This is a genomic window from Tardiphaga sp. 709 (genome assembly GCF_032401055.1).
Taxonomy (GTDB): domain Bacteria; phylum Pseudomonadota; class Alphaproteobacteria; order Rhizobiales; family Xanthobacteraceae; genus Tardiphaga.
This window is the reverse complement of sequence record NZ_CP135529.1, coordinates 2,936,067-2,954,055: the sequence shown is the minus strand read 5'-3', so window position 1 is coordinate 2,954,055 and position 17,989 is coordinate 2,936,067. Positions and strand designations below refer to the sequence as shown.

18 protein-coding genes and 1 pseudogene are annotated in these 17,989 nt (G+C 63.2%); 13 read left to right on the top strand and 6 right to left on the bottom strand.

All coding sequences use genetic code 11. From position 1 onward, the window contains the following. Positions 1-38: 38 nt before the first annotated feature. A complete protein-coding gene (locus tag RSO67_RS14535; RefSeq protein ID WP_315844009.1) occupies positions 39-1,301 on the top strand; it encodes an ATP-binding protein in 1,263 nt (420 codons plus the stop codon). Here RSO67_RS14535 and RSO67_RS14530 read toward each other — a convergent pair. Then, positions 1,228-2,088, bottom strand: coding sequence for a YihY/virulence factor BrkB family protein (locus tag RSO67_RS14530; protein ID WP_210269064.1), 861 nt, complete (start codon positions 2,086-2,088; stop codon positions 1,228-1,230). The genes RSO67_RS14535 and RSO67_RS14530 overlap by 74 nt on opposite strands. A gap of 199 nt (positions 2,089-2,287) precedes the next feature. On the opposite strand from RSO67_RS14530, the gene RSO67_RS14525 reads away from it, so the two are divergent. The 5 genes from RSO67_RS14525 (at position 2,288) to RSO67_RS14505 (ending at position 5,961) form a co-directional block, all read left to right on the top strand. Beyond that, positions 2,288-2,482 carry a twin transmembrane helix small protein gene (locus tag RSO67_RS14525; RefSeq protein WP_068730376.1) on the top strand — a complete coding sequence of 65 codons (195 nt, stop codon included), beginning with the start codon at positions 2,288-2,290 and terminating at the stop codon, positions 2,480-2,482. A 33-nt stretch (positions 2,483-2,515) separates the two neighbouring features. Further along, positions 2,516-3,088, top strand: coding sequence for a cob(I)yrinic acid a,c-diamide adenosyltransferase (locus RSO67_RS14520; RefSeq protein ID WP_315844008.1), 573 nt, complete (start codon positions 2,516-2,518; stop codon positions 3,086-3,088). A 138-nt stretch (positions 3,089-3,226) separates the two neighbouring features. Then, positions 3,227-3,976: an electron transfer flavoprotein subunit beta/FixA family protein gene (locus RSO67_RS14515; protein ID WP_315844007.1), complete on the top strand. Its 750-nt coding sequence runs from the start codon at positions 3,227-3,229 to the stop codon at positions 3,974-3,976. Further along, positions 3,976-4,911 carry an electron transfer flavoprotein subunit alpha/FixB family protein gene (locus RSO67_RS14510; protein WP_089267623.1) on the top strand — a complete coding sequence of 312 codons (936 nt, stop codon included), beginning with the start codon at positions 3,976-3,978 and terminating at the stop codon, positions 4,909-4,911. The genes RSO67_RS14515 and RSO67_RS14510 overlap by 1 nt, the downstream gene beginning before the upstream one ends. A 168-nt stretch (positions 4,912-5,079) precedes the next feature. Continuing rightward, positions 5,080-5,961 (top strand): 3-hydroxybutyryl-CoA dehydrogenase, encoded by an 882-nt coding sequence (locus RSO67_RS14505; protein WP_315844006.1) that lies wholly within the window; start codon positions 5,080-5,082, stop codon positions 5,959-5,961. Between the two features lie 258 nt (positions 5,962-6,219). Here RSO67_RS14505 and RSO67_RS14500 read toward each other — a convergent pair whose 3' ends face one another. Continuing rightward, positions 6,220-6,603: a tautomerase family protein gene (locus RSO67_RS14500; protein WP_315844005.1), complete on the bottom strand. Its 384-nt coding sequence runs from the start codon at positions 6,601-6,603 to the stop codon at positions 6,220-6,222. A 109-nt stretch (positions 6,604-6,712) separates the two neighbouring features. Between RSO67_RS14500 and RSO67_RS14495 the strand changes: the two genes are divergently transcribed. Both RSO67_RS14495 and RSO67_RS14490 read left to right on the top strand, forming a co-directional pair. Beyond that, on the top strand, positions 6,713-7,564 hold the full coding sequence (locus RSO67_RS14495) for a LysR family transcriptional regulator (RefSeq protein ID WP_089267621.1): 852 nt from the start codon (positions 6,713-6,715) through the stop codon (positions 7,562-7,564). A 72-nt stretch (positions 7,565-7,636) separates the two neighbouring features. Beyond that, the gene (locus RSO67_RS14490; RefSeq protein ID WP_089267620.1) at positions 7,637-7,831 is read left to right on the top strand and encodes a putative motility protein; all 195 of its coding nucleotides are present in this window, start codon (positions 7,637-7,639) and stop codon (positions 7,829-7,831) included. Here the strand turns inward: RSO67_RS14490 and RSO67_RS14485 are convergent. Further along, the gene (locus tag RSO67_RS14485) at positions 7,828-8,817 is read right to left on the bottom strand and encodes an AraC family transcriptional regulator (RefSeq protein ID WP_315844004.1); all 990 of its coding nucleotides are present in this window, start codon (positions 8,815-8,817) and stop codon (positions 7,828-7,830) included. The genes RSO67_RS14490 and RSO67_RS14485 overlap by 4 nt on opposite strands. A gap of 68 nt (positions 8,818-8,885) precedes the next feature. On the opposite strand from RSO67_RS14485, the gene RSO67_RS14480 reads away from it, so the two are divergent. Then, a complete protein-coding gene (locus tag RSO67_RS14480) occupies positions 8,886-10,097 on the top strand; it encodes an MFS transporter (protein WP_315844003.1) in 1,212 nt (403 codons plus the stop codon). Positions 10,098-10,138: 41 nt separating this feature from the next. Here RSO67_RS14480 and RSO67_RS14475 read toward each other — a convergent pair whose 3' ends face one another. From RSO67_RS14475 to tlpA, 3 genes are all read right to left on the bottom strand, one after another. Continuing rightward, on the bottom strand, positions 10,139-10,516 hold the full coding sequence (locus tag RSO67_RS14475) for a VOC family protein (RefSeq protein ID WP_315844002.1): 378 nt from the start codon (positions 10,514-10,516) through the stop codon (positions 10,139-10,141). 20 nt (positions 10,517-10,536) lie between these two features. Then, positions 10,537-10,896: a DUF1428 domain-containing protein gene (locus RSO67_RS14470; RefSeq protein WP_315844001.1), complete on the bottom strand. Its 360-nt coding sequence runs from the start codon at positions 10,894-10,896 to the stop codon at positions 10,537-10,539. Between the two features lie 150 nt (positions 10,897-11,046). Further along, positions 11,047-11,721, bottom strand: coding sequence for a thiol:disulfide interchange protein TlpA (tlpA, locus tag RSO67_RS14465; RefSeq protein WP_315844000.1), 675 nt, complete (start codon positions 11,719-11,721; stop codon positions 11,047-11,049). Positions 11,722-11,862: 141 nt separating this feature from the next. Here tlpA and argH point away from each other — a divergent pair, with 141 nt between their 5' ends. From argH to RSO67_RS14445, 4 genes and pseudogenes are all read left to right on the top strand, one after another. Next, the gene (gene argH / locus RSO67_RS14460) at positions 11,863-13,260 is read left to right on the top strand and encodes an argininosuccinate lyase (protein ID WP_315844252.1); all 1,398 of its coding nucleotides are present in this window, start codon (positions 11,863-11,865) and stop codon (positions 13,258-13,260) included. Between the two features lie 92 nt (positions 13,261-13,352). Further along, positions 13,353-13,637 (top strand): LPS translocon maturation chaperone LptM, encoded by a 285-nt coding sequence (gene lptM, locus RSO67_RS14455; RefSeq protein WP_089267832.1) that lies wholly within the window; start codon positions 13,353-13,355, stop codon positions 13,635-13,637. 6 nt (positions 13,638-13,643) lie between these two features. After that, the gene (lysA, locus tag RSO67_RS14450; protein WP_315843999.1) at positions 13,644-14,909 is read left to right on the top strand and encodes a diaminopimelate decarboxylase; all 1,266 of its coding nucleotides are present in this window, start codon (positions 13,644-13,646) and stop codon (positions 14,907-14,909) included. 321 nt (positions 14,910-15,230) lie between these two features. Then, positions 15,231-17,845: pseudogene (locus RSO67_RS14445) on the top strand (TIGR02302 family protein). Positions 17,846-17,989: the final 144 nt, after the last annotated feature.

Genomic DNA, 17,989 nt, shown 5'->3' with positions numbered 1-17,989 from the left:
TCGCCGTGGCATGGTGCCTCCGGGACGGGTGGCAACATATGGCGCTGACATCGCGCTCTCCGCGCAAGATGCGGACGCGCACCAAGCAAACGCTGAAAAAACGCGTGGTCAAGAAGCGTGCGGTGAAGAAGCCCGCGCCGAAGCCGCGTGCGAAGCGCAGGTCCGTGCCTGCGGATACGATGGTGGAAACCGCGCTGGCGGTGTTCGCCCATGAGGTGCGGACGCCGCTGACCGGCATTCTTGCGGTCAGCGATCTGCTGGCCACCTCCGACCTCGACGAGCGTGAGCGGCGATGGGTCGAGACGATCAAGGCCGGCGCCGAACATCTGGCGGGTCTTGCAACGCTGTTCGTCGATGCGGCGCGCAGCAGCAAATCCAGGTTCGAGCTGCGGCAGGATTTCTTCGATCTGCGCGCGCTTGCCCGCAACATCGGCGACTCGCTCGCAGGCCGCGCGGCTGCCAAGGGGCTGCTGTCGCGGGTTGCGATCTCCGACAGACTGCCGGTGTTCGTGATCGGCGATCCCGTGCGGCTGCGCGCGGCGCTGGAAAATCTGATCGACAATGCGGTGAAGTTTACCGAACAGGGCAATGTCGCGCTGAAAGTTTCGCCCGTGCGCATGGCGGGCAAGGTCGGCGTATCCTTCATCGTCTCCGATAGCGGCATCGGGCTCACGCTCGCCGAGATCAAGCGGCTGTTTAAACCGTTCTCGCAGGCCAATGTGTCGATCGCCTCGCGCTTCGGCGGTGCCGGCCTCGGTCTGTCGTCGGTCAAACAACTCGCCCGCGCCATGGGTGGCGATATCACTGTGGCGCAGAGCCGCGGTGGTGGGACAGTGTTCACGCTGACGGTCGGCCTCGACAAGACGAATGGTCCGATCGCCATCATGTCGAGCGCCGATGATGCGGCTCTTGCGCCGGGACAGGCGCTGCGGGTCTTGAGCGTCGAGGACAATCCGTTTGGTCGTGTCGTACTCAATGCCGTTCTCACCGAACTCGGTCATCAGGCCGAGTTCATCGGTCGTGGCGAAGCAGCGGCGGAGCGCGTCGCGCAGGGCACTTTCGATGCGGTGCTCATGGACATGGTGCTGCCGGGTATCGACGGCGTCGAGGCGATCCGGCAGATCCGTGCGCTGAAGGCGCCGCATGGCCGCGTCGCGATCATTGGGGTGTCCGGTCGCAGTGAAGACGAAGCTGCATCGCGTCAGGCGGGCGCCGACGCGTTTCTGATCAAACCGGTGTCTCCGCGGGCGCTAGCGACTGCGCTGCTTGAAGCGAGACGCCGTGGGGCAGCCGCGACTTGATGATGGCGGCATTGAGTTCGCCGCCGAACACGAAGATCGCCGCAATGAAATACAGAAACACCAGAGCGATGATCACCGATGCCAGGCCGGCATACATCGTCACGTAATTGTTGGCGAAGCGCGCCAGATAAAGACCGAAGCCGATACCTGAGGCCAGTGACGCCAGCATCGTGAAGATGATGCCCGGCAGGATCTGACTGAAGGTGCGGCGGCCTGCCGGCAGCCACACATGCAGGATGAACAATGCGATCACCATGGCGACGATGGTGATGCCGTAACGCGCCACCGTCAGCAGCCGCTCGTTGTTCTCGACCATCAGCGGGACATAGCGCCTCACGATTTCCAGCATCAGCGGGCCGAGCACGATCAGGAACGCCATGGCGAGCGCGGTGACGGCAGCGACCAGCGTATAGCCGATCGACTCCAGCCGCAGCCAGTACCAGCGCCGCAGCTCGATCACCGAGTATGCGCGGTTTAGCGCGACGCGCAGGCTCTCAACGCCGTTGGAGGCGAAATACACCGCGAGCACGAGACCGATGGTCAGCGCATCGCCGCGGGTGGTGGTCAGTACGTCGTGGATCTGCGAGGACAGCGCGCCGGCCACCTGATCGGGCCAGACCTCCAGCAGCAGGCCGACGGCCTGATCTGCGAGATTCTTGGAGCCGAAAAAGCCGGCCAGCGAGGCCAGCACGATCAGGAATGGAAACAGCGCCATCAGGGTAGAGAGAGCGATATGGCTGGCGATCGCCCAGCCGTCATCGGCCAGAAACGTATAGAAGGCGTCCATCACGACATCGTAGACGGTGCGTATCTGCCCCACGTGCCACCTGGTTCCGGATCGGCCCGGCAAATCACCGGCCCTCATGTTAGCTTCTGATATCTAACGCGAAAAAGCCAGATCGTTGCATTGCGGCGCGTGCGTGACCGCTGTGCCATTTTGACGGTCGTCGATAGCGCAGCCTGTGACGCAGTGTTATGTAGCCGATATGACATCAACGCTCAGCAACATTATCCTCCCCATCGCGGTCGGCGCCGTTGCACTGGTCCTGCTGCTCGGCCTGTTCAACATGATGCGCGGCGGCTCGCCGGATCGCTCGCAGAAGCTGATGCGATGGCGCGTGGTGCTGCAATTCGTCGCCATTATCCTCACCATGGCCACCGTCTGGGCCATGGGCCGCTGATACAAATTCCTTAACTGGCGCTGGATCAATTCGATGGTCGTTCTCAACCGCATCTATACCCGCACCGGCGACGACGGCACGACGGCCCTCGGCACCGGCGAGCGTCGGCCGAAATACGATCTCCGCGTCAGCGCCTATGGAACCGTCGATGAGACCAATGCCGCTATCGGCGTGGTGCGGCTGCATCTCTCCCATGCACCGGCGCTCGATGCGATGCTGGGGCTGATCCAGAACGACCTGTTCGATCTCGGGGCGGACCTCGCGGTTCCGCAGCGCGAGGGCAAGGCCGAACGGCTGCGTCTGCTGGCCGGCCAGGTCGAGCGTTTGGAGAAGGACATTGATACGCTCAACGAGCCGCTGGCCGATCTGACCTCGTTTGTTTTGCCTGGCGGAACTCCAGCCGCTGCTCACCTTCATGTCGCCCGGACGATCTGCCGCCGTGCGGAACGGATCATGGTGGAACTCGCCGCCCAGCCCGATGAGCCGGTCTCGGATGCTGGTATCCAGTATATGAACCGGCTGTCGGACTTCCTGTTCGTCGCCAGCCGCTCGCAGAACGACAATGGCGCCGGCGACGTGCTCTGGGTGCCCGGCCAGAACCGGTAATTTCGGCCAAATCGGCTGGCCTAGAGACATTCGATTTTAGGGTCTGGCGCGTTGACCCCGTGTGGCAGGGGCTTTAGGTTCCGCGCCCAAGCTTCCGAGCAAGCTCTGAAACAATAAAACTCACACGAAAGAGGATCGATGAAGGTTCTGGTCGCGGTCAAACGGGTGGTCGATTACAACGTCAAGGTTCGCGTCAAGAGCGACGGATCGGGCGTCGAACTGTCCAACGTCAAGATGTCGATGAATCCGTTCGACGAAATCGCTGTCGAGGAAGCCCTGCGCCTGAAAGAGGCCGGCAAGGCAACCGAGGTGGTGGTGGTGTCGATCGGTCCCGCACAGGCGTCCGAAACCCTCCGCACCGGCCTCGCGATGGGTGCCGACCGTGGCATCCTCGTCAAGGTTGAAGGCACTGTCGAGCCGCTCGCCGTGGCGAAGATCCTCAAGGCCGTCGCCGATGAGGAAAAGCCGGGCCTGGTGATCCTCGGCAAGCAGGCGATCGACGACGACGCCAACCAGACCGGCCAGATGCTGGCCGCGCTGCTCGGCTGGCCGCAGGCGACCTTCGCCAACAAGCTCGTGATCGAGGGCGACGCCGTCACCGTGACCCGTGAAGTCGATGGCGGCCTGCAGACCGTCAAGCTCAAGGGACCGGCGATCGTGACTACCGACCTTCGTCTGAACGAGCCGCGCTACGCATCGCTGCCGAACATCATGAAGGCGAAGAAGAAGCCGATCGACGAGAAGACCGCCGATGGTTACGGCGTCGATATCTCTCCGCGTCTCGAGATCATCAAGACCAGCGAACCGGGCGGCCGCAAGGCCGGCGTCAAGGTCAAGGACGTTGCCGAACTGGTATCGAAACTCAAGACTGAAGCCGGGGTGCTCTAATGCCGACATTGCTGCTTGCCGATCACGACAACGCCACCCTGAAGGATTCCACCAACAAGGCGCTTACCGCCGCGACCCAGATCGGCGGCGAGGTGCATATCCTCGTTGCCGGCCAGAATGCGAAGCCGGCCGCGGAAGCTGCCGCCAAGCTGCAAGGCGTCACCAAGGTGCTGCTCGCCGACGACGCCTCCTATGCCCACGACCTCGCCGAGCCGCTGGCCGCGCTGATCGTGTCGCTGGCGCCCGCCTATGACGTGCTGATCGCCGCTGCGACCACGCGCTCGAAGAACGTGATGCCGCGCGTCGCCGCCCTGCTCGACGTGATGCAGGTGTCGGAAATCACCAAGGTGATTGCGCCTGACACCTATGAGCGTCCGATCTATGCCGGTAACGCGATCCAGACCGTGAAGTCCAAGGATGCCAAGAAGGTCATTACGGTGCGTACCTCGACCTTCGGTGCAGCCGGTGAAGGCGGCAGCGCGGCAGTGGAAGACGCCAAGACGGCCGAGAATCCCGGTCTGTCGACCTTCGTCGGCGAGGACATGGCCAAGAGCGATCGTCCGGAACTGACCTCGGCGAAGATCATCGTGTCCGGTGGCCGTGCCATGCAGAGCCGCGAGAACTTCGCCAAATACATCGAACCGCTCGCCGACAAGCTCGGCGCCGGTGTCGGCGCGTCGCGCGCCGCGGTAGATGCTGGTTATGCCCCGAACGACTGGCAGGTCGGCCAGACCGGCAAGGTCGTGGCTCCGGAGCTGTATATCGCTATCGGCATTTCCGGCGCGATCCAGCATCTCGCCGGCATGAAGGACTCCAAGGTGATCGTCGCGATCAACAAGGACGAAGACGCGCCGATCTTCCAGGTTGCCGATTACGGCCTGGTCGCCGATCTCTACCAGGCCGTGCCGGAGCTGACCGAAGCACTCGGCAAGTAGAGGCCCCGGCAGGCAAGGATTTGGCAAATAAGGCCTTGCTGAATTAGGGCTTTGCGCCTCAATTAACGACATCGGCCGGAGTGACTGACTCCGGCCGATATTTTATGTAAAGATAGCTTTCCGAACGCGGCATGCGCGGGCGGCGTGTTCCCAGAGATGACAAGCAAGATGGCGGTTATGATCAAGAAAGTCGGCGTGATCGGCTCGGGCCAGATGGGCAATGGCATTGCGCATGTGGCTGCATTGGGTGGCCTCGATGTTGTGCTGAACGATGTCTCTGCCGACCGCCTGAAGTCTGCCATGGCGACGATCAACGGCAACCTGTCGCGTCAGGTGTCGAAGAAGATCATCACCGAAGACGCGCGCAAGCAGGCGCTGGATCGCATCACCTCGTCGGACTCGATGGACGGTCTTGCCGATTGCGATCTCGTGATCGAGTCCGCGGTCGAGAAGGAAGAGGTCAAGCGCAAGATTTTCCACGATCTCTGTACTGTCTTGAAGCCGGACGCGATCATTGCTTCGAACACGTCGTCGATCTCGATCACGCGTCTTGCGGCATCGACCGACCGTCCCGAGAAGTTCATCGGCATTCACTTCATGAATCCGGTGCCGGTGATGGAGCTGGTCGAACTGATCCGCGGTATTGCCACCGATGACGCGACCTTCGACGCGTCCAAGGAATTCGTCACCAAGCTAGGCAAGCAGATCGCCGTCTCGGAAGATTTCCCGGCCTTCATCGTCAACCGCATCCTGTTGCCGATGATCAACGAGGCGATCTACACGCTGTATGAAGGCGTCGGCAATGTCGAAGCCATCGATGCCGCGATGAAGCTGGGTGCGCATCACCCGATGGGCCCGCTCGAACTCGCCGACTTCATCGGCCTCGATACGTGCTTGTCGATCATGCAGGTGCTGCATGAAGGCCTTGCCGACTCCAAGTATCGGCCGTGCCCGCTGCTGGTGAAATATGTCGAAGCCGGCTGGCTCGGTCGCAAGACACAGCGCGGTTTCTACGACTACCGCGGCGAGAAGCCGATCCCGACGCGCTAAGGCGAAGCGCCCGTCTTTTTTACGATAGAACGCTGTCATTGCCGGGCTTGACCCGGCAATCCACCTTTACGCATGCAACAAAGAAGGATGGATCCGCGGGTCAAGCCCGCGAATGACAACGGTGTGTGTAGTTCGCCTCACGGCCAAGTTAAACCAACATCCGCATCAAGCTCACCGTCGCCGGTACCATCCCGACGATCGTCGCCATGCCCATGCCGACTCCGCACAGATGCGCCATCAATGTCTCGCGCTGCGTAATCATGTCACGTACTGCGCCACGCCGTTACCGAACGACCAGTTCTCCGGCAGCACCTCGACGAGATTGATGAAAACGTCCTCGGGCCGCAGGCCCGGTCTGTCAGTCAGCTTCTCGACGATCCGTTTGTAGAGCGCCTGCTTCTGCTCACGAGGACGGGTGTTACTCACCGTCAGCTGGATGATGACGAGGTCATCGGTCCGGCGAATGCCGAGATAATTCGGATCATAGATGAAAGTGCCATCCTCGTGCTCCGAGATGGTGACGAAACGGTCGCCCTCCGGGACGTTGAAGGTCTCGCGCAGCGCCTGATAGACACCGTCGGCGATCGCCTCCCGATAGGCGGCGGGCTTGCCCTTCTTCAGTGAAATGCGAACCAGCGGCATGGTGGTCTCCTGTCGTTCAAATCCGATGCAGCAAACCTAATCCCATATTGATCATTGGAAAATCGTATGAAATAATATTTCAATGATGTCGTATTGAAATGATTGGTCGATGAAAGCGCTCGATATCGAGGCCGTGCAGGCCTTCGTGCTGGTGGCCGATCTCACCAGCTTCACCCGCGCCGCCGAGGCGATGGGCAGCACGCAGTCGGCGATCAGCCTGAAGATCAAGCGGCTGGAAAGCGGGCTGGGCAAGCGCCTGCTGGAGCGAACGCCGCGGCTGGTGCGCCTGTCAGCCGAGGGGGCGGCTTTTCTGGCCTCCGCGCGAAATCTCGTCGCGGCACATCAGTCGGCCATTGGCTCATTCGCTGCGGAGCGCCGGCGTCTCGTGGTGGGGATCAGCCATCATCTCGTCGGCGCCGATCTGGCCGACGTATTGAAACGCATGAGCGCGACCGATCCGTCCTTGGTGATCGAATTGCGTATCGAGTCATCACGGGTCCTGCTGTCGGCCTATGACGCTGGCGATCTCGACGCGGCGATCGTGTTGCGCATCGACAGGCGACGTGGTGACGGCGAGGTCTTGATGGAAGAACCATTTGGCTGGATGGGCACACTGGATTTTCGGCACGCGCCCGGTGAGCCGCTGCGACTCGCGGCGCAATCCGCGCCATGTACGGTCCGTTCGGCGGCGATTGCGGCGCTCGATGGGGCTGGTATTCCGTGGACCGAAGCCTTCGTTGGTGGCGGTGTTGCGACCATCGGCGCGGCGATCTCCGCCGGTCTCGCCGTTGGTGCGCTGGTCCGCCGTGTTGCTCCCGCCGGCAGCATCGATCTCGGCCCGCGCCTCGGTCTGCCGAAATTGCAGGATGCAGAGACGATGCTGCATTCCAGCCTCACTGACGCGAGGGCCCGCGGCGCGCTGCGCACGCTGGGTGCGGCATTTCGGGCGAATGCCGGCTGACTGTTGCACGAGGTCAACATTCGTTAACCCCGCATCGCTATACCGGCGGTACGACGTTACGGAGTGTTTCTGATGGATATGGCCTTGGTTGCCAGCGCGCTTGCCATGAAGGCAGCGGGGACGCAGCAGCAGATTTCGACCTCGATCATGAAGTCGAATGCCGACATGGAGAAGAACACCGTGCTCACGCTGCTTGGCGGCGCCCAGCAGGCCTCCCAGGCCAATCTCGGCGCAGGCGTCGGCGGCAACCTCGATATCGCCGCTTAAGGCGCTGTCGAGCCTGGCCGTTCGCCGCCGGAGGCAGCAGTCAGCGTCGCGCGAAAATGGCTCGGCGGTGCGCCAATGATGCGCTTGAAGGCACGGCTGAACGCGGCTTCCGATTCATAGCCAAGCCGACGCGCGACGACCGCGATCTTCAGGCGGTCGCGCGTGAGCCACTGCTTTGCTTCCCGCATCCGCAATTGCGCGACGTAACGGGCCGGTGTCTGGCCGACCACATTGGCGAAGCGCAACGCAAATGCCGAGCGTGACGCATGCATGACGTTCGCCAGCGCCTCGACGGTCCAATCCCTGGTTGGATCGCGGTGGATCGCAGCAAGAACGCGCCCGATACCGGGGTCGCGCGCGGCAGCGACCCAGCCGTCAGAGCCGCAGCCTTTCTCCACCCAGTTGCGGATCAGTGCCGCGGCGACAACATCGGCCAGCCGCGTTAGCATGCCGCCGGCACCGACGCGATCCAGCGCCAGTTCGGACGTCATGGCCTCAAGCAGATGGGGGATGGCAGGCTCGTCGGTGGCAAGTTCGTGCATCTGCATCAGCTCAGGCATCATCAGAAGCAGGGGATGCTGGCTGTCGAGGTTGAAGGTCATACCGGCACCGAACAGCACGGTTTCTTCGCCATTGCTGTTGCCGCCGCTGCAGGTGTCGAGGATGCCGCAGCAAACCGGCTCGAACTGGCAATTCTCGACTGGTGCCGGGAAGGCATCGGGTGAACTGGCCAGTGCGTGTTCCGCGCCGCGCGGCAGCAAGACCGCATCACCCGGTTCAAGGCGGACCCACGCGTTATCCAGAGTTCGCAGCCAGCAGCCGCGCTCGGCGACAAAGTGAAATTGCGCCTTCGGCCGTGCCGGGAAGACCAGCCCCCATGGCTCGGTCATGCGGCAGCGGACGTAATCGACGCCCTCAATCTTCAAGCCCCGGAGCATTTCGGTCAGGGGGTGCGTGACGACAGGTCTGGACGAATGATCAAGCATCGCGGGTTTTCTAGCATGGAAACTCCAGGAGGTCACCTCCATCTCCGGTGTCCCTTCTGGAGGCTGCCATGACTGATTCCGCCACTGCCGCACTTGATGCCGATATTTCTCCCGTAACCACTGAGCGGGCGAACCCGGCCTGGGCGGCTGTTGTCTCCTTGATGCTTGGCGCGTTCAGCCAGGTCACTGCTGAATTCCTGCCCGCCAGTCTGCTCACGCCGATCGCCAGTGATCTCGGTGTCTCTGTTGGCGCTGCCGGGCAGGTGGTCACGGCGACCTCCCTCGTCGGGATCATCGCCGGGCTGGCCACCGCCATCGTGACACGCGCCATGGATCGCCGCCTCGTCCTGTGGCTGCTGACGGTGCTGCTGATCGTGTCCAACCTGCTGTCGGCGACGGCGAGCAACCTGCCGATCCTGTTGTTTGCCCGCGTGCTGCTCGGCATCAGTCTCAGCGGCTTTTGGGCGATGGCAACCGCCACCGCGATGCGACTTGTTCCGGCGGAGGCGCTGCCGCGCGCGATCTCGCTGATTTTCAGCGGCGTTTCGATCGCCACTGTCAGTGCTGCGCCGATCGGCGCATATCTCGGCGATCTCTGGGGTTGGCGGAGCGTGTTTTTGCTGGCCGCCGCCGTCAGCGCCGTCGTGCTTGTCTTTCAGATGCTGACGTTACCGCGCTTGCCGCCGCTCACATCACCGGATGTGCGTACGCTGTTCGTGCTGATGCGTCGGCCCAGTGTCCGGCTCGTGATGATCGCGATCGCCGTCAGTATCTCGGGCCACTTCGCCGGCTTCACTTACGTCCGGCATTTCCTCGAGCAGGTGCCGAAGCTTCCGGTCACTGCAATCTCAATCGTCCTGCTCGCTTATGGCGTCGGCGGCTTCTTCGGCAATTTCGCGGGCGGGGTGCTTGTCGCCCGCAGTGCGAAACTTGCGATCGTCACGGGGTCTGCGGCCATCGCCGTGCTCGCGCTGGTTCTGCTTGTTTTCGGCAGTTCGGGCCTTGTCGCAGGCATCGCGGTGGGCCTGTGGGGCTTTGCATTCGGCGTGCTGCCGGTTGGCTTCCAGACGTGGATGGTGCGGGTCGCATCGGACGAAGCTGAATCTGCGGGTGGTCTGCTCGTCTCGGCTTTCCAGGTCGCGATCACGGTCGGCGCAGTGGTCGGCGGCCTTCTGGTCGATGGCTTCGGCCCGTTTGGTTCCGTTGGTTATCTTGCAGCGGCGACGCTGGCGGGCGCACTGCTCGTGTCGCTGTCGCGCAGCGGTGAGGTGGTGGCTTGAAGCGAGAAGAGAGGCAGCAGCTTGCTGCCTCTCGGCTTCTCTTACGCGAACGGCGTGATCCAGCCGATCCCGGCGCCGCCGGGCTGCAGCAGGATTGCGAGCCGGCCGACATCGGGAATGTCGAATACCGGCCGCATCAGCGTCGCGCCGGCAGCGACCGCTTTCTTCACCCGTGCGTCGACGTCATCGACGGCCAGATATGGCATCCAGCCGTCCGGGACATTCTGGTAGCCCGGACCTTCCGCGTGGAAGATGCCGCCGACGCGCACATCGTCCATCATCGCGATCCAGTAGATCCCGCCGCCCGCAAGCGTCTTTGGCTGATAGGTCCAGCCGATGGTCTCCTGATAGAAGCGCTTGGCGCGTTCGGGGTCGCGCGTCACGAATTCATTCCAGTTGAAATGGCCGTGCGGCGTCATGGCGTCCTCCCACTATTGCATCAGACCGAAACCAGCGTCTTGAAGCCACCATAGATCATGCGCTTGGCATCGAACGGCATCGCCTTCGGATCCATCATCTTGGCGAGGCGCGGATCCTTCATCACCTTCGCATTGATGCGGTCGCGATCCTTGCGTGACTTGTAGATGATATAGGAAAACACGACGGTCTCGTCAGGTTTCAGCTTCACGCTGCGCGGGAACGAGGTCCATTTGCCAACGCTGACGTCATCGGCAACATATTCATGATAGTCGAGCGCGCCGTATTCGCGCCAGATCTTGCCGGCCTTGCGTGCGAGGCTGCGATAGGCGGCGAGGTTCTTCTTCGGCACCGGAACAATGAATCCGTCGGTATAGGCCATCGGTCGTTTCTCCCTGCTGTCATGCACAAGCGCCGGGCGTGAAGCCCGGTTGTTTTCAAGACGAACGTCATTGCGTCCATCCGACAGGATGGCGGGGGATTTCGCGGCTGGGGCAGGCGGCCGTATGTCGCAGTCGTTTATGTCGCGGTCTCAGAAACTCGCTGCGGCGGGCTTCACCGCCGCTTTCAGCAGCTTGATGGCATCTTCGCTGTCCCATTCGGCGGGGCCGGCGATGGTTGCGATCTCGCAGCCTTTGCCGTCGATCAGCACTGAGGTCGGCATACCCAGTGCACGGCCGATGCCCTTGAGGTCCTGGAACACCTTGGCCGAGGTGTCGGTGAAATAATCCAGCCGGTTGAGGCCGCCGTCCTTCAGAAAGGCCTTCGGCTTCTCGGCGTCGCGGGTGTCGATATTGATTGCAACGACCTGGAAATCCGGGCCGCCGAGCTTGCTCTCGAGGTTATTCAGGGCCGGCATTTCCTTGCGGCAGGGCACGCACCAGGTGGCCCACAGGTTCACCAGCACCGTCCGGCCGCGCCAGTCGGACAGTTTCTTCTCCTGGCCGTCGGCATCCCTGAAAGCGAGGTCCGGCAATTTCAGCGGCGTTCTGGCCATGGTCAGGCCGGCGACTTCGCCGCGCGCCAGCGGTTCGATCTTCTTCGACAGCGCGATGGCCGGTGCACAGGTCGGATCGCCCGGCGCAGCCTGTTGCCACAGCCGATCCATATTGGATACCGCGGCAAATCCGACCACGGCGCCTACGAGCACCGCGCCAAGCACGATCAGGCGGCGTTTGGCCGGACGGGGGGCGGGCTGGTCAGGCATAGGGTTTGTCATTCGGTCTCAGTTAGGGCTATGCAACGGTTGGCGACGGACGATCCGTCGGCTGCGGTTAAAGATGAGTGACAATTCATGGCTTCGCGCAAGGGCAACGGCAAGTCCGGCAATGACGGTAAGGGCTCCAATGTGAGCAACAAGATGTGGGGCGGGCTGTTCGATGAAAGCCCCGACGCCATCATGGAGGAAATCAATGTCTCCATCGACGTCGATCGCCACCTCTATGCCCAGGACATTACCGCGTCCAAGGCCCATGCTGCGATGCTTGCCAGGCAAGGGATTATCACCGCGAAAGATGCGAAAAATATCGCAGGCGGTCTAGACACGATCCTGTCAGAGATCACCAAGGGGTCGTTCACATTCAAGCGTGCGCTCGAAGACATTCACATGAATGTGGAGAGCCGGCTCGGCGAGCTGATCGGTCCGGCTTCCGGCCGCCTGCATACCGCGCGTTCGCGCAATGATCAGGTGGCGACCGATTTCCGGCTGTTCGTGCGCGATACGATCGACGAGATCGACGCAGCCTTTGCGTCGCTGCAGCGGGCATTGGTCGATCGTGCGCTGGAACATGCCGACACGGTCATGCCTGGCTTCACCCATTTGCAGACCGCGCAGCCGGTGACCTTCGGTCATCATCTGCTGGCCTATGTGGAAATGGTGTCGCGCGATCGCGGCCGTTTTGCCGATGCGCGCAAGCGCCTCAATGAAAGCCCGCTCGGCGCCGCGGCGCTGGCCGGCACGTCGTTCCCGATCGACCGCCATGCCACCGCCAAGGCGCTCGGCTTCGATCGCCCGATGGCCAATTCGCTCGATGCGGTGTCGGATCGCGATTTCGTGTTGGAGACGCTGTCGGCGGCGTCCATCGCGGCCGTGCATCTGTCGCGCTTCGCCGAGGAGATCGTGATCTGGACCTCGCCGCTGGTCGGTCTCGTCAGACTCTCCGACAAGTTCACCACCGGCTCCTCGATCATGCCGCAGAAGCGCAATCCGGATGCGGCCGAACTGGTCCGCGCCAAGACCGGTCGCGTGATCGGATCGCTCACCGGATTGTTGATTGTCATGAAGGGTCTGCCGCTGGCCTATCAGAAGGACATGCAGGAGGACAAAGCCGGCGCTATGGAGGCCTATTCGGCGCTGTCGCTGGCGATCCGCGCGATTGCCGGCATGGTTCGCGATCTCGTGCCCAATGAGGAGCGCATGAAGCTTGCTGCTGGCGAGGGCTATGCCACCGCCACCGATCTGGCGGACTGGCTGGTGCGGACGCTGAAAATGCCATTCCGCGAGGCGCACCACGTCACCGGCCGGATCGTCGGCATCGCCACCAAGAAGGGCGTGGCGTTGCATGAGCTCGACCTGAAGGAGATGCAGGCGGTGGAATCGAAGATCACGGCAGAAGTGATGAAGGTGCTGTCGGTGGAATCCTCGGTGAAGAGCCGGGTCAGTTATGGCGGCACGGCGCCGAAGAATGTGACGTCACAGGCGAAGGCCTGGCTCAAGCGACTGGAAAAAGAGCGGAAATTGGGCTGAGCGGGCTTGGCGTGCGAAAATTCAATGGATTTCGGGGTCTCGCCAGAGCGCGGCAATCTTTGTATGGTGCGCCCGCATTTGGGGATTTCGCTGTGACTTGTCCGACCCGCCCTGCGTCCGCGCGATGGGCCATTCTCGTTCTGACCGCTTCTGCTTTGGCGCTGGCTGGCTGCGGCCGTAAAGGTGGCCTCGATCTGCCGCCACAGGCGTCCGCACAGCCGATGGGCACCGGCGCTCCGGCGGCGGATCCCGATGCACAGTCGGCTGCCAATAAGGGCAGGGACGTGTTCGCGCCTTCGAACGGTGTGGATGAGGGCCCGCCGGCGGCGACCCGTGGTCGCAAGAAGCCGTTCCTGCTCGATCCGATCCTGGACTAACTCGCCATGCGCCATTTCGACTATCGCAACGGCGTGCTGCACGCCGAAGGCGTTGATATTGCCGAAATGGCGGATGCCGTCGGCACGCCATTCTATTGCTATTCGACCGCAACGCTGGAGCGGCACTACCGCGTCTTCACCGACGCCTTCGCCGATACCAAGGCGCTGGTCTGCTACGCCATGAAGGCGAATTCCAACCAGTCGGTGCTGCGCACGCTGGCCAAGCTCGGCGCGGGCGCTGACGTGGTCTCCGGTGGTGAGTTGAAGCGGGCGCTGGCCGCAGGTATCCCGCCGAAGAAGATCGTGTTTTCCGGCGTCGGCAAGACCGCGGACGAGCTGCGGCTGGCGCTCGATGAGGACATTCTCTGCCTCAATATCGAGTCGGAGCCTGAACTCGCATTGCTGTCGGAGATCGCCAGCGAGACCGGCCGTACGGCGCGGATCTCGATCCGCGTGAATCCCGATGTCGATTCCGGCACGCATGCCAAGATCTCCACCGGTAAGTCCGAAAACAAGTTCGGCATCCCCATCAGCAAGGCACGCGAGGTCTATGCCCGCGCTGCGAAGCTGCCGGGCATTGAGGTCACCGGCGTCGATATGCATATCGGCAGCCAGATCACCGATCTCGCCCCGATGGAGCAGGCATTTCGCATCCTGGCCGATTTCGTCACCGTGCTGCGCAACGACGGCCACACGATTTCGCATGTCGATTTCGGCGGCGGTCTCGGCATTCCCTATTACGAGGACCGCGCCGCGCCGCCGGAGCCGATGGCCTATGCGGCCATGGTCAAGCGCGTCACGCATAATCTCGGCTGCACGCTGATGTTCGAGCCCGGCCGGATGATCGTCGGCAATGCCGGCATTCTCGTCGCGCGCGTCATCCATGTGAAGCATGGTGACGGCAAGACCTTCGTCATCATCGACGCGGCCATGAACGATCTGATCCGGCCGACTTTGTACGAGGCCTATCACGAGATCCTGCCGGTAGCGGCGCCCGCACCCGGTGCAAAGCTGTCGGCCGTCGATGTGGTCGGCCCGGTCTGCGAGACCGGCGATTATCTTGCCCTCGACCGCAAGCTGCCGGAGTTGAAGTCCGGCGATTTGCTCGCGATCATGACCGCCGGCGCCTATGGCGCCGTGCAGGCGGGAACCTACAATACCCGCGCGCTGGTCCCGGAAGTGCTGGTGAAGGACGATCAGTATGCGGTGGTCCGCCCGCGCATCGAAGTCGAGCAGCTGATCGCCATGGACAAGGCCGCGCCCTGGTTGTGAGGCGGTGATTTTACCTCTCCCCGCACTTGCGCGGGGAGAGGTCGCCGCGCCTTCGCGGCGGGTGAGGGGCCAGGGCTCTCTTCAAGCTCAAGCGCAGGTAGGCGGATCTCGAAGAGCCCCTCACCCCACCCTCTCCCCGCAAGAGCGGGGCGAGGGAGCGCACGGCCGGCGTTCCCTTACAAAGACCCCTCACGCCTTCGTGACCCCAATCGCTCCGAATCGACTTAGGCTCAGGCTTTGCATGTGCACGGATGGCCCCCGTGCCATGCCTCATTGCCGCCGCCGTGCTAGTGTGTCGTGCGGTAACATCGGAGATCGTCGTTGAGCGCTGCGCCCCCCGACCGACCACAACCACCACACGATCCAAATGCCGATCGACAGGCGGCGGCGCAGCTTCAGCTCGCGCAGGCGCTGCAGCGTGCCCGGCTGGCGATTGGCTGGGAGCGGGGGTGGCCGCATCTGGCCCGGCTGCTCAGTGTCGTCGGGTTGTTTCTGGTGGCGTCCTGGGCCGGTCTGTGGCTGACGCTTCCCTTCACGGCGCGTGCCATCGGTCTTGCGTTGTTCGTCATCGCTGCGCTGGCGACGCTCGTTCCTCTCCTGAAGTTTCGCTGGCCGTCGCGTGAAGAGGGCCTGTCGCGCCTCGATCGCGGCACCGGGATTGCGCATCGCCCCGCAACGGCGCTGACCGACACGCTGTCGTCGCAGGACCCGATGGCCCGGGCGCTGTGGCTGGTTCAGCGCGAGCGTACGTTGGCCTCGCTCAAGAAAATCCGCGCTGGCCTGCCGTCGCCGCGCCTCGCGATCCATGACCCTGGGCGCTGCGCGCCATCGTGGTCGTGCTGCTGTTCGCCACCTGGTTTGCCGCCAGTGGCGAGCGCGGCGCACGCATCATGGCGGCGTTCGACTGGAACGGCGTGCTGGCGCCGGCGAATGTGCGCGTCGATGCCTGGATCACGCCGCCGCCTTACACCGGCAAGCCGCCGATCATCTTGTCTGCCGCCAACAAGGATGCGTCCACTGCCGATGCCGCTGCATTGCCGGTGCCGTCGGGCTCGACGCTGATCGTGCGCTCCAGCGGCGGTGCGCTTGATGTCGTTCTCACCGGCGGTGTCGCTGACGTGGCGCCGACGGCGGAAGCCCCGAAGGGCACTAACGAAAAGCATTTCACCATCACGTCTGACGGGACAGCACATGTCCGTGCGCCGTCCGGCCAGCCGCAGTGGAAGTTCACGGCAACGGGCGATCGTCCGCCGACCATCGCGCTCGCCAAGGACCCGGAGCGTCAGGCGCGCGGTTCGCTGCAGATGTCCTACAAGCTCGAGGACGACTACGGCGTTACCGAAGCCCATGCGCAATTCGCGGCGCGTCCCGCCGAGACGAAGGATGGCATCAAGGAAGCCGCCAAGCCGCGGCCGTTGTTCGATGCGCCGTCATTTGCGCTGGTGCTGCCAAATGCGCGCACGCGCAACGGTGTCGGCCAGACCGTCAAGGATCTCAGCGAGGATCCCTATGCCGGCGCTGATGTCACGCTGACGCTGACGGCCAAGGACGAGTCGGGCAACGAGGGCAAGAGCGAGCCGTTCAACATGCGGCTGCCGGAGCGGCTGTTCACCAAGCCGTTGCCGCGCGCGCTGATCGAACAGCGCCGTATCCTGGCACTCGACGCCAATCAGCGCGGCCAGGTCTCCTTCGCGCTGCAGGCCCTGATGATCGCGCCGGAAGCTTTCACGCCGGAAGCCGGTCAGTATCTCGGGCTGCGCAGTGTTGCCACCCAGATCGAACGCGCCCGAACCGACGCGGCCCTGAAAGAAGTCGTCGCCAGCCTCTGGGCGCTCGCCGTCACCATCGAGGACGGCGACATCACCGATGTCGACAAGGCGCTGAAGGCGGCACAGGACGCGCTGAAGCAGGCGCTGGAGCGCGGCGCCAGCGACGAAGAGATCAAGAAGCTTACCGAGAACCTGCGCGCGGCGCTGGATAACTTCCTGAAGCAGCTCGCCGAGCAGATGAAGCAGAATCCGCAGCAGCTGGCGCGTCCGCTCGACAAGAACACCAAGGTGATGCGGCAGCAGGACCTCAACAACATGATCGAGCGCATGGAGCGGCTGTCGCGCTCCGGCGACAAGGACGCCGCCAAGCAGTTGCTCGAACAGATGCAGCAGATGCTGGAAAACTTGCAGATGGCGCAGCCCGGCCAGTCCGGTGACAGCGAGATGGATCAGGCGATGAACGAGCTTGGGGACATGATCCGCAAGCAGCAGCAGTTGCGCGACAAGACCTTCAAGCAGGGCCAGGACCAGCGCAACGAGCGCCGTCGCGGCAAGCAGGGCGAGCAGGGTATGGGCGATCTGCAGCAGGATCAGCAAAACCTGCGCGATCGCCTCAAGCAGCTGCAGGACCAGCTCGCCAAGCAGGGCATGGGCCAGGGTCAGAAGGGCCAAAAAGGGCAGGGGCAAAAGGGCCAGCAGGGGCAACAAGGCCAGCAAGGTCAAGGCGGCGACGATCAGGCGGACGCCGATGGTGACGGCGATGGTGATGGTCTCGGCGATGCCGACAGTGCCATGGGCGATGCCGGTGGCCAGCTTGGCGAGGGTAATGCCGACGGCGCGGTGGGTTCGCAGGGCAAGGCGCTCGATGCGCTCCGCAAGGGCGCACAGAAGCTCGCGCAGGCCATGCAGCAGGGCGAGGGTGAAGGCCAGAACGACGGCCCCGGCAACAATCCCGGCCGCCAGCAGAGCGGTGGCCGGCAAAGCGATCCGCTCGGGCGTCCGCTGCGTGGCCGCGAACTCGGCGACGACCTCACGGTGAAGATTCCCGGCGAGATCGACGTGCAGCGCGTGCGGAGAATCCTGGAAGAATTGCGTCGTCGCCTCGGCGACACGACCCGGCCGCAGCTCGAACTGGATTATATCGAGCGGCTGCTGAAGGATTATTGAGGGGCAGCTGTTGAAGCGCTGGCGGCAATAGCATCCCTCCCCCTTGCGGGGAGGGTCGGCCGATAGGCCGGGGTGGGGGTGCCACAAGCAGCGCTCTCACGTGGGGCGAGACCCCACCCGTCTGGCCTTCGGCCAGCCACCCTC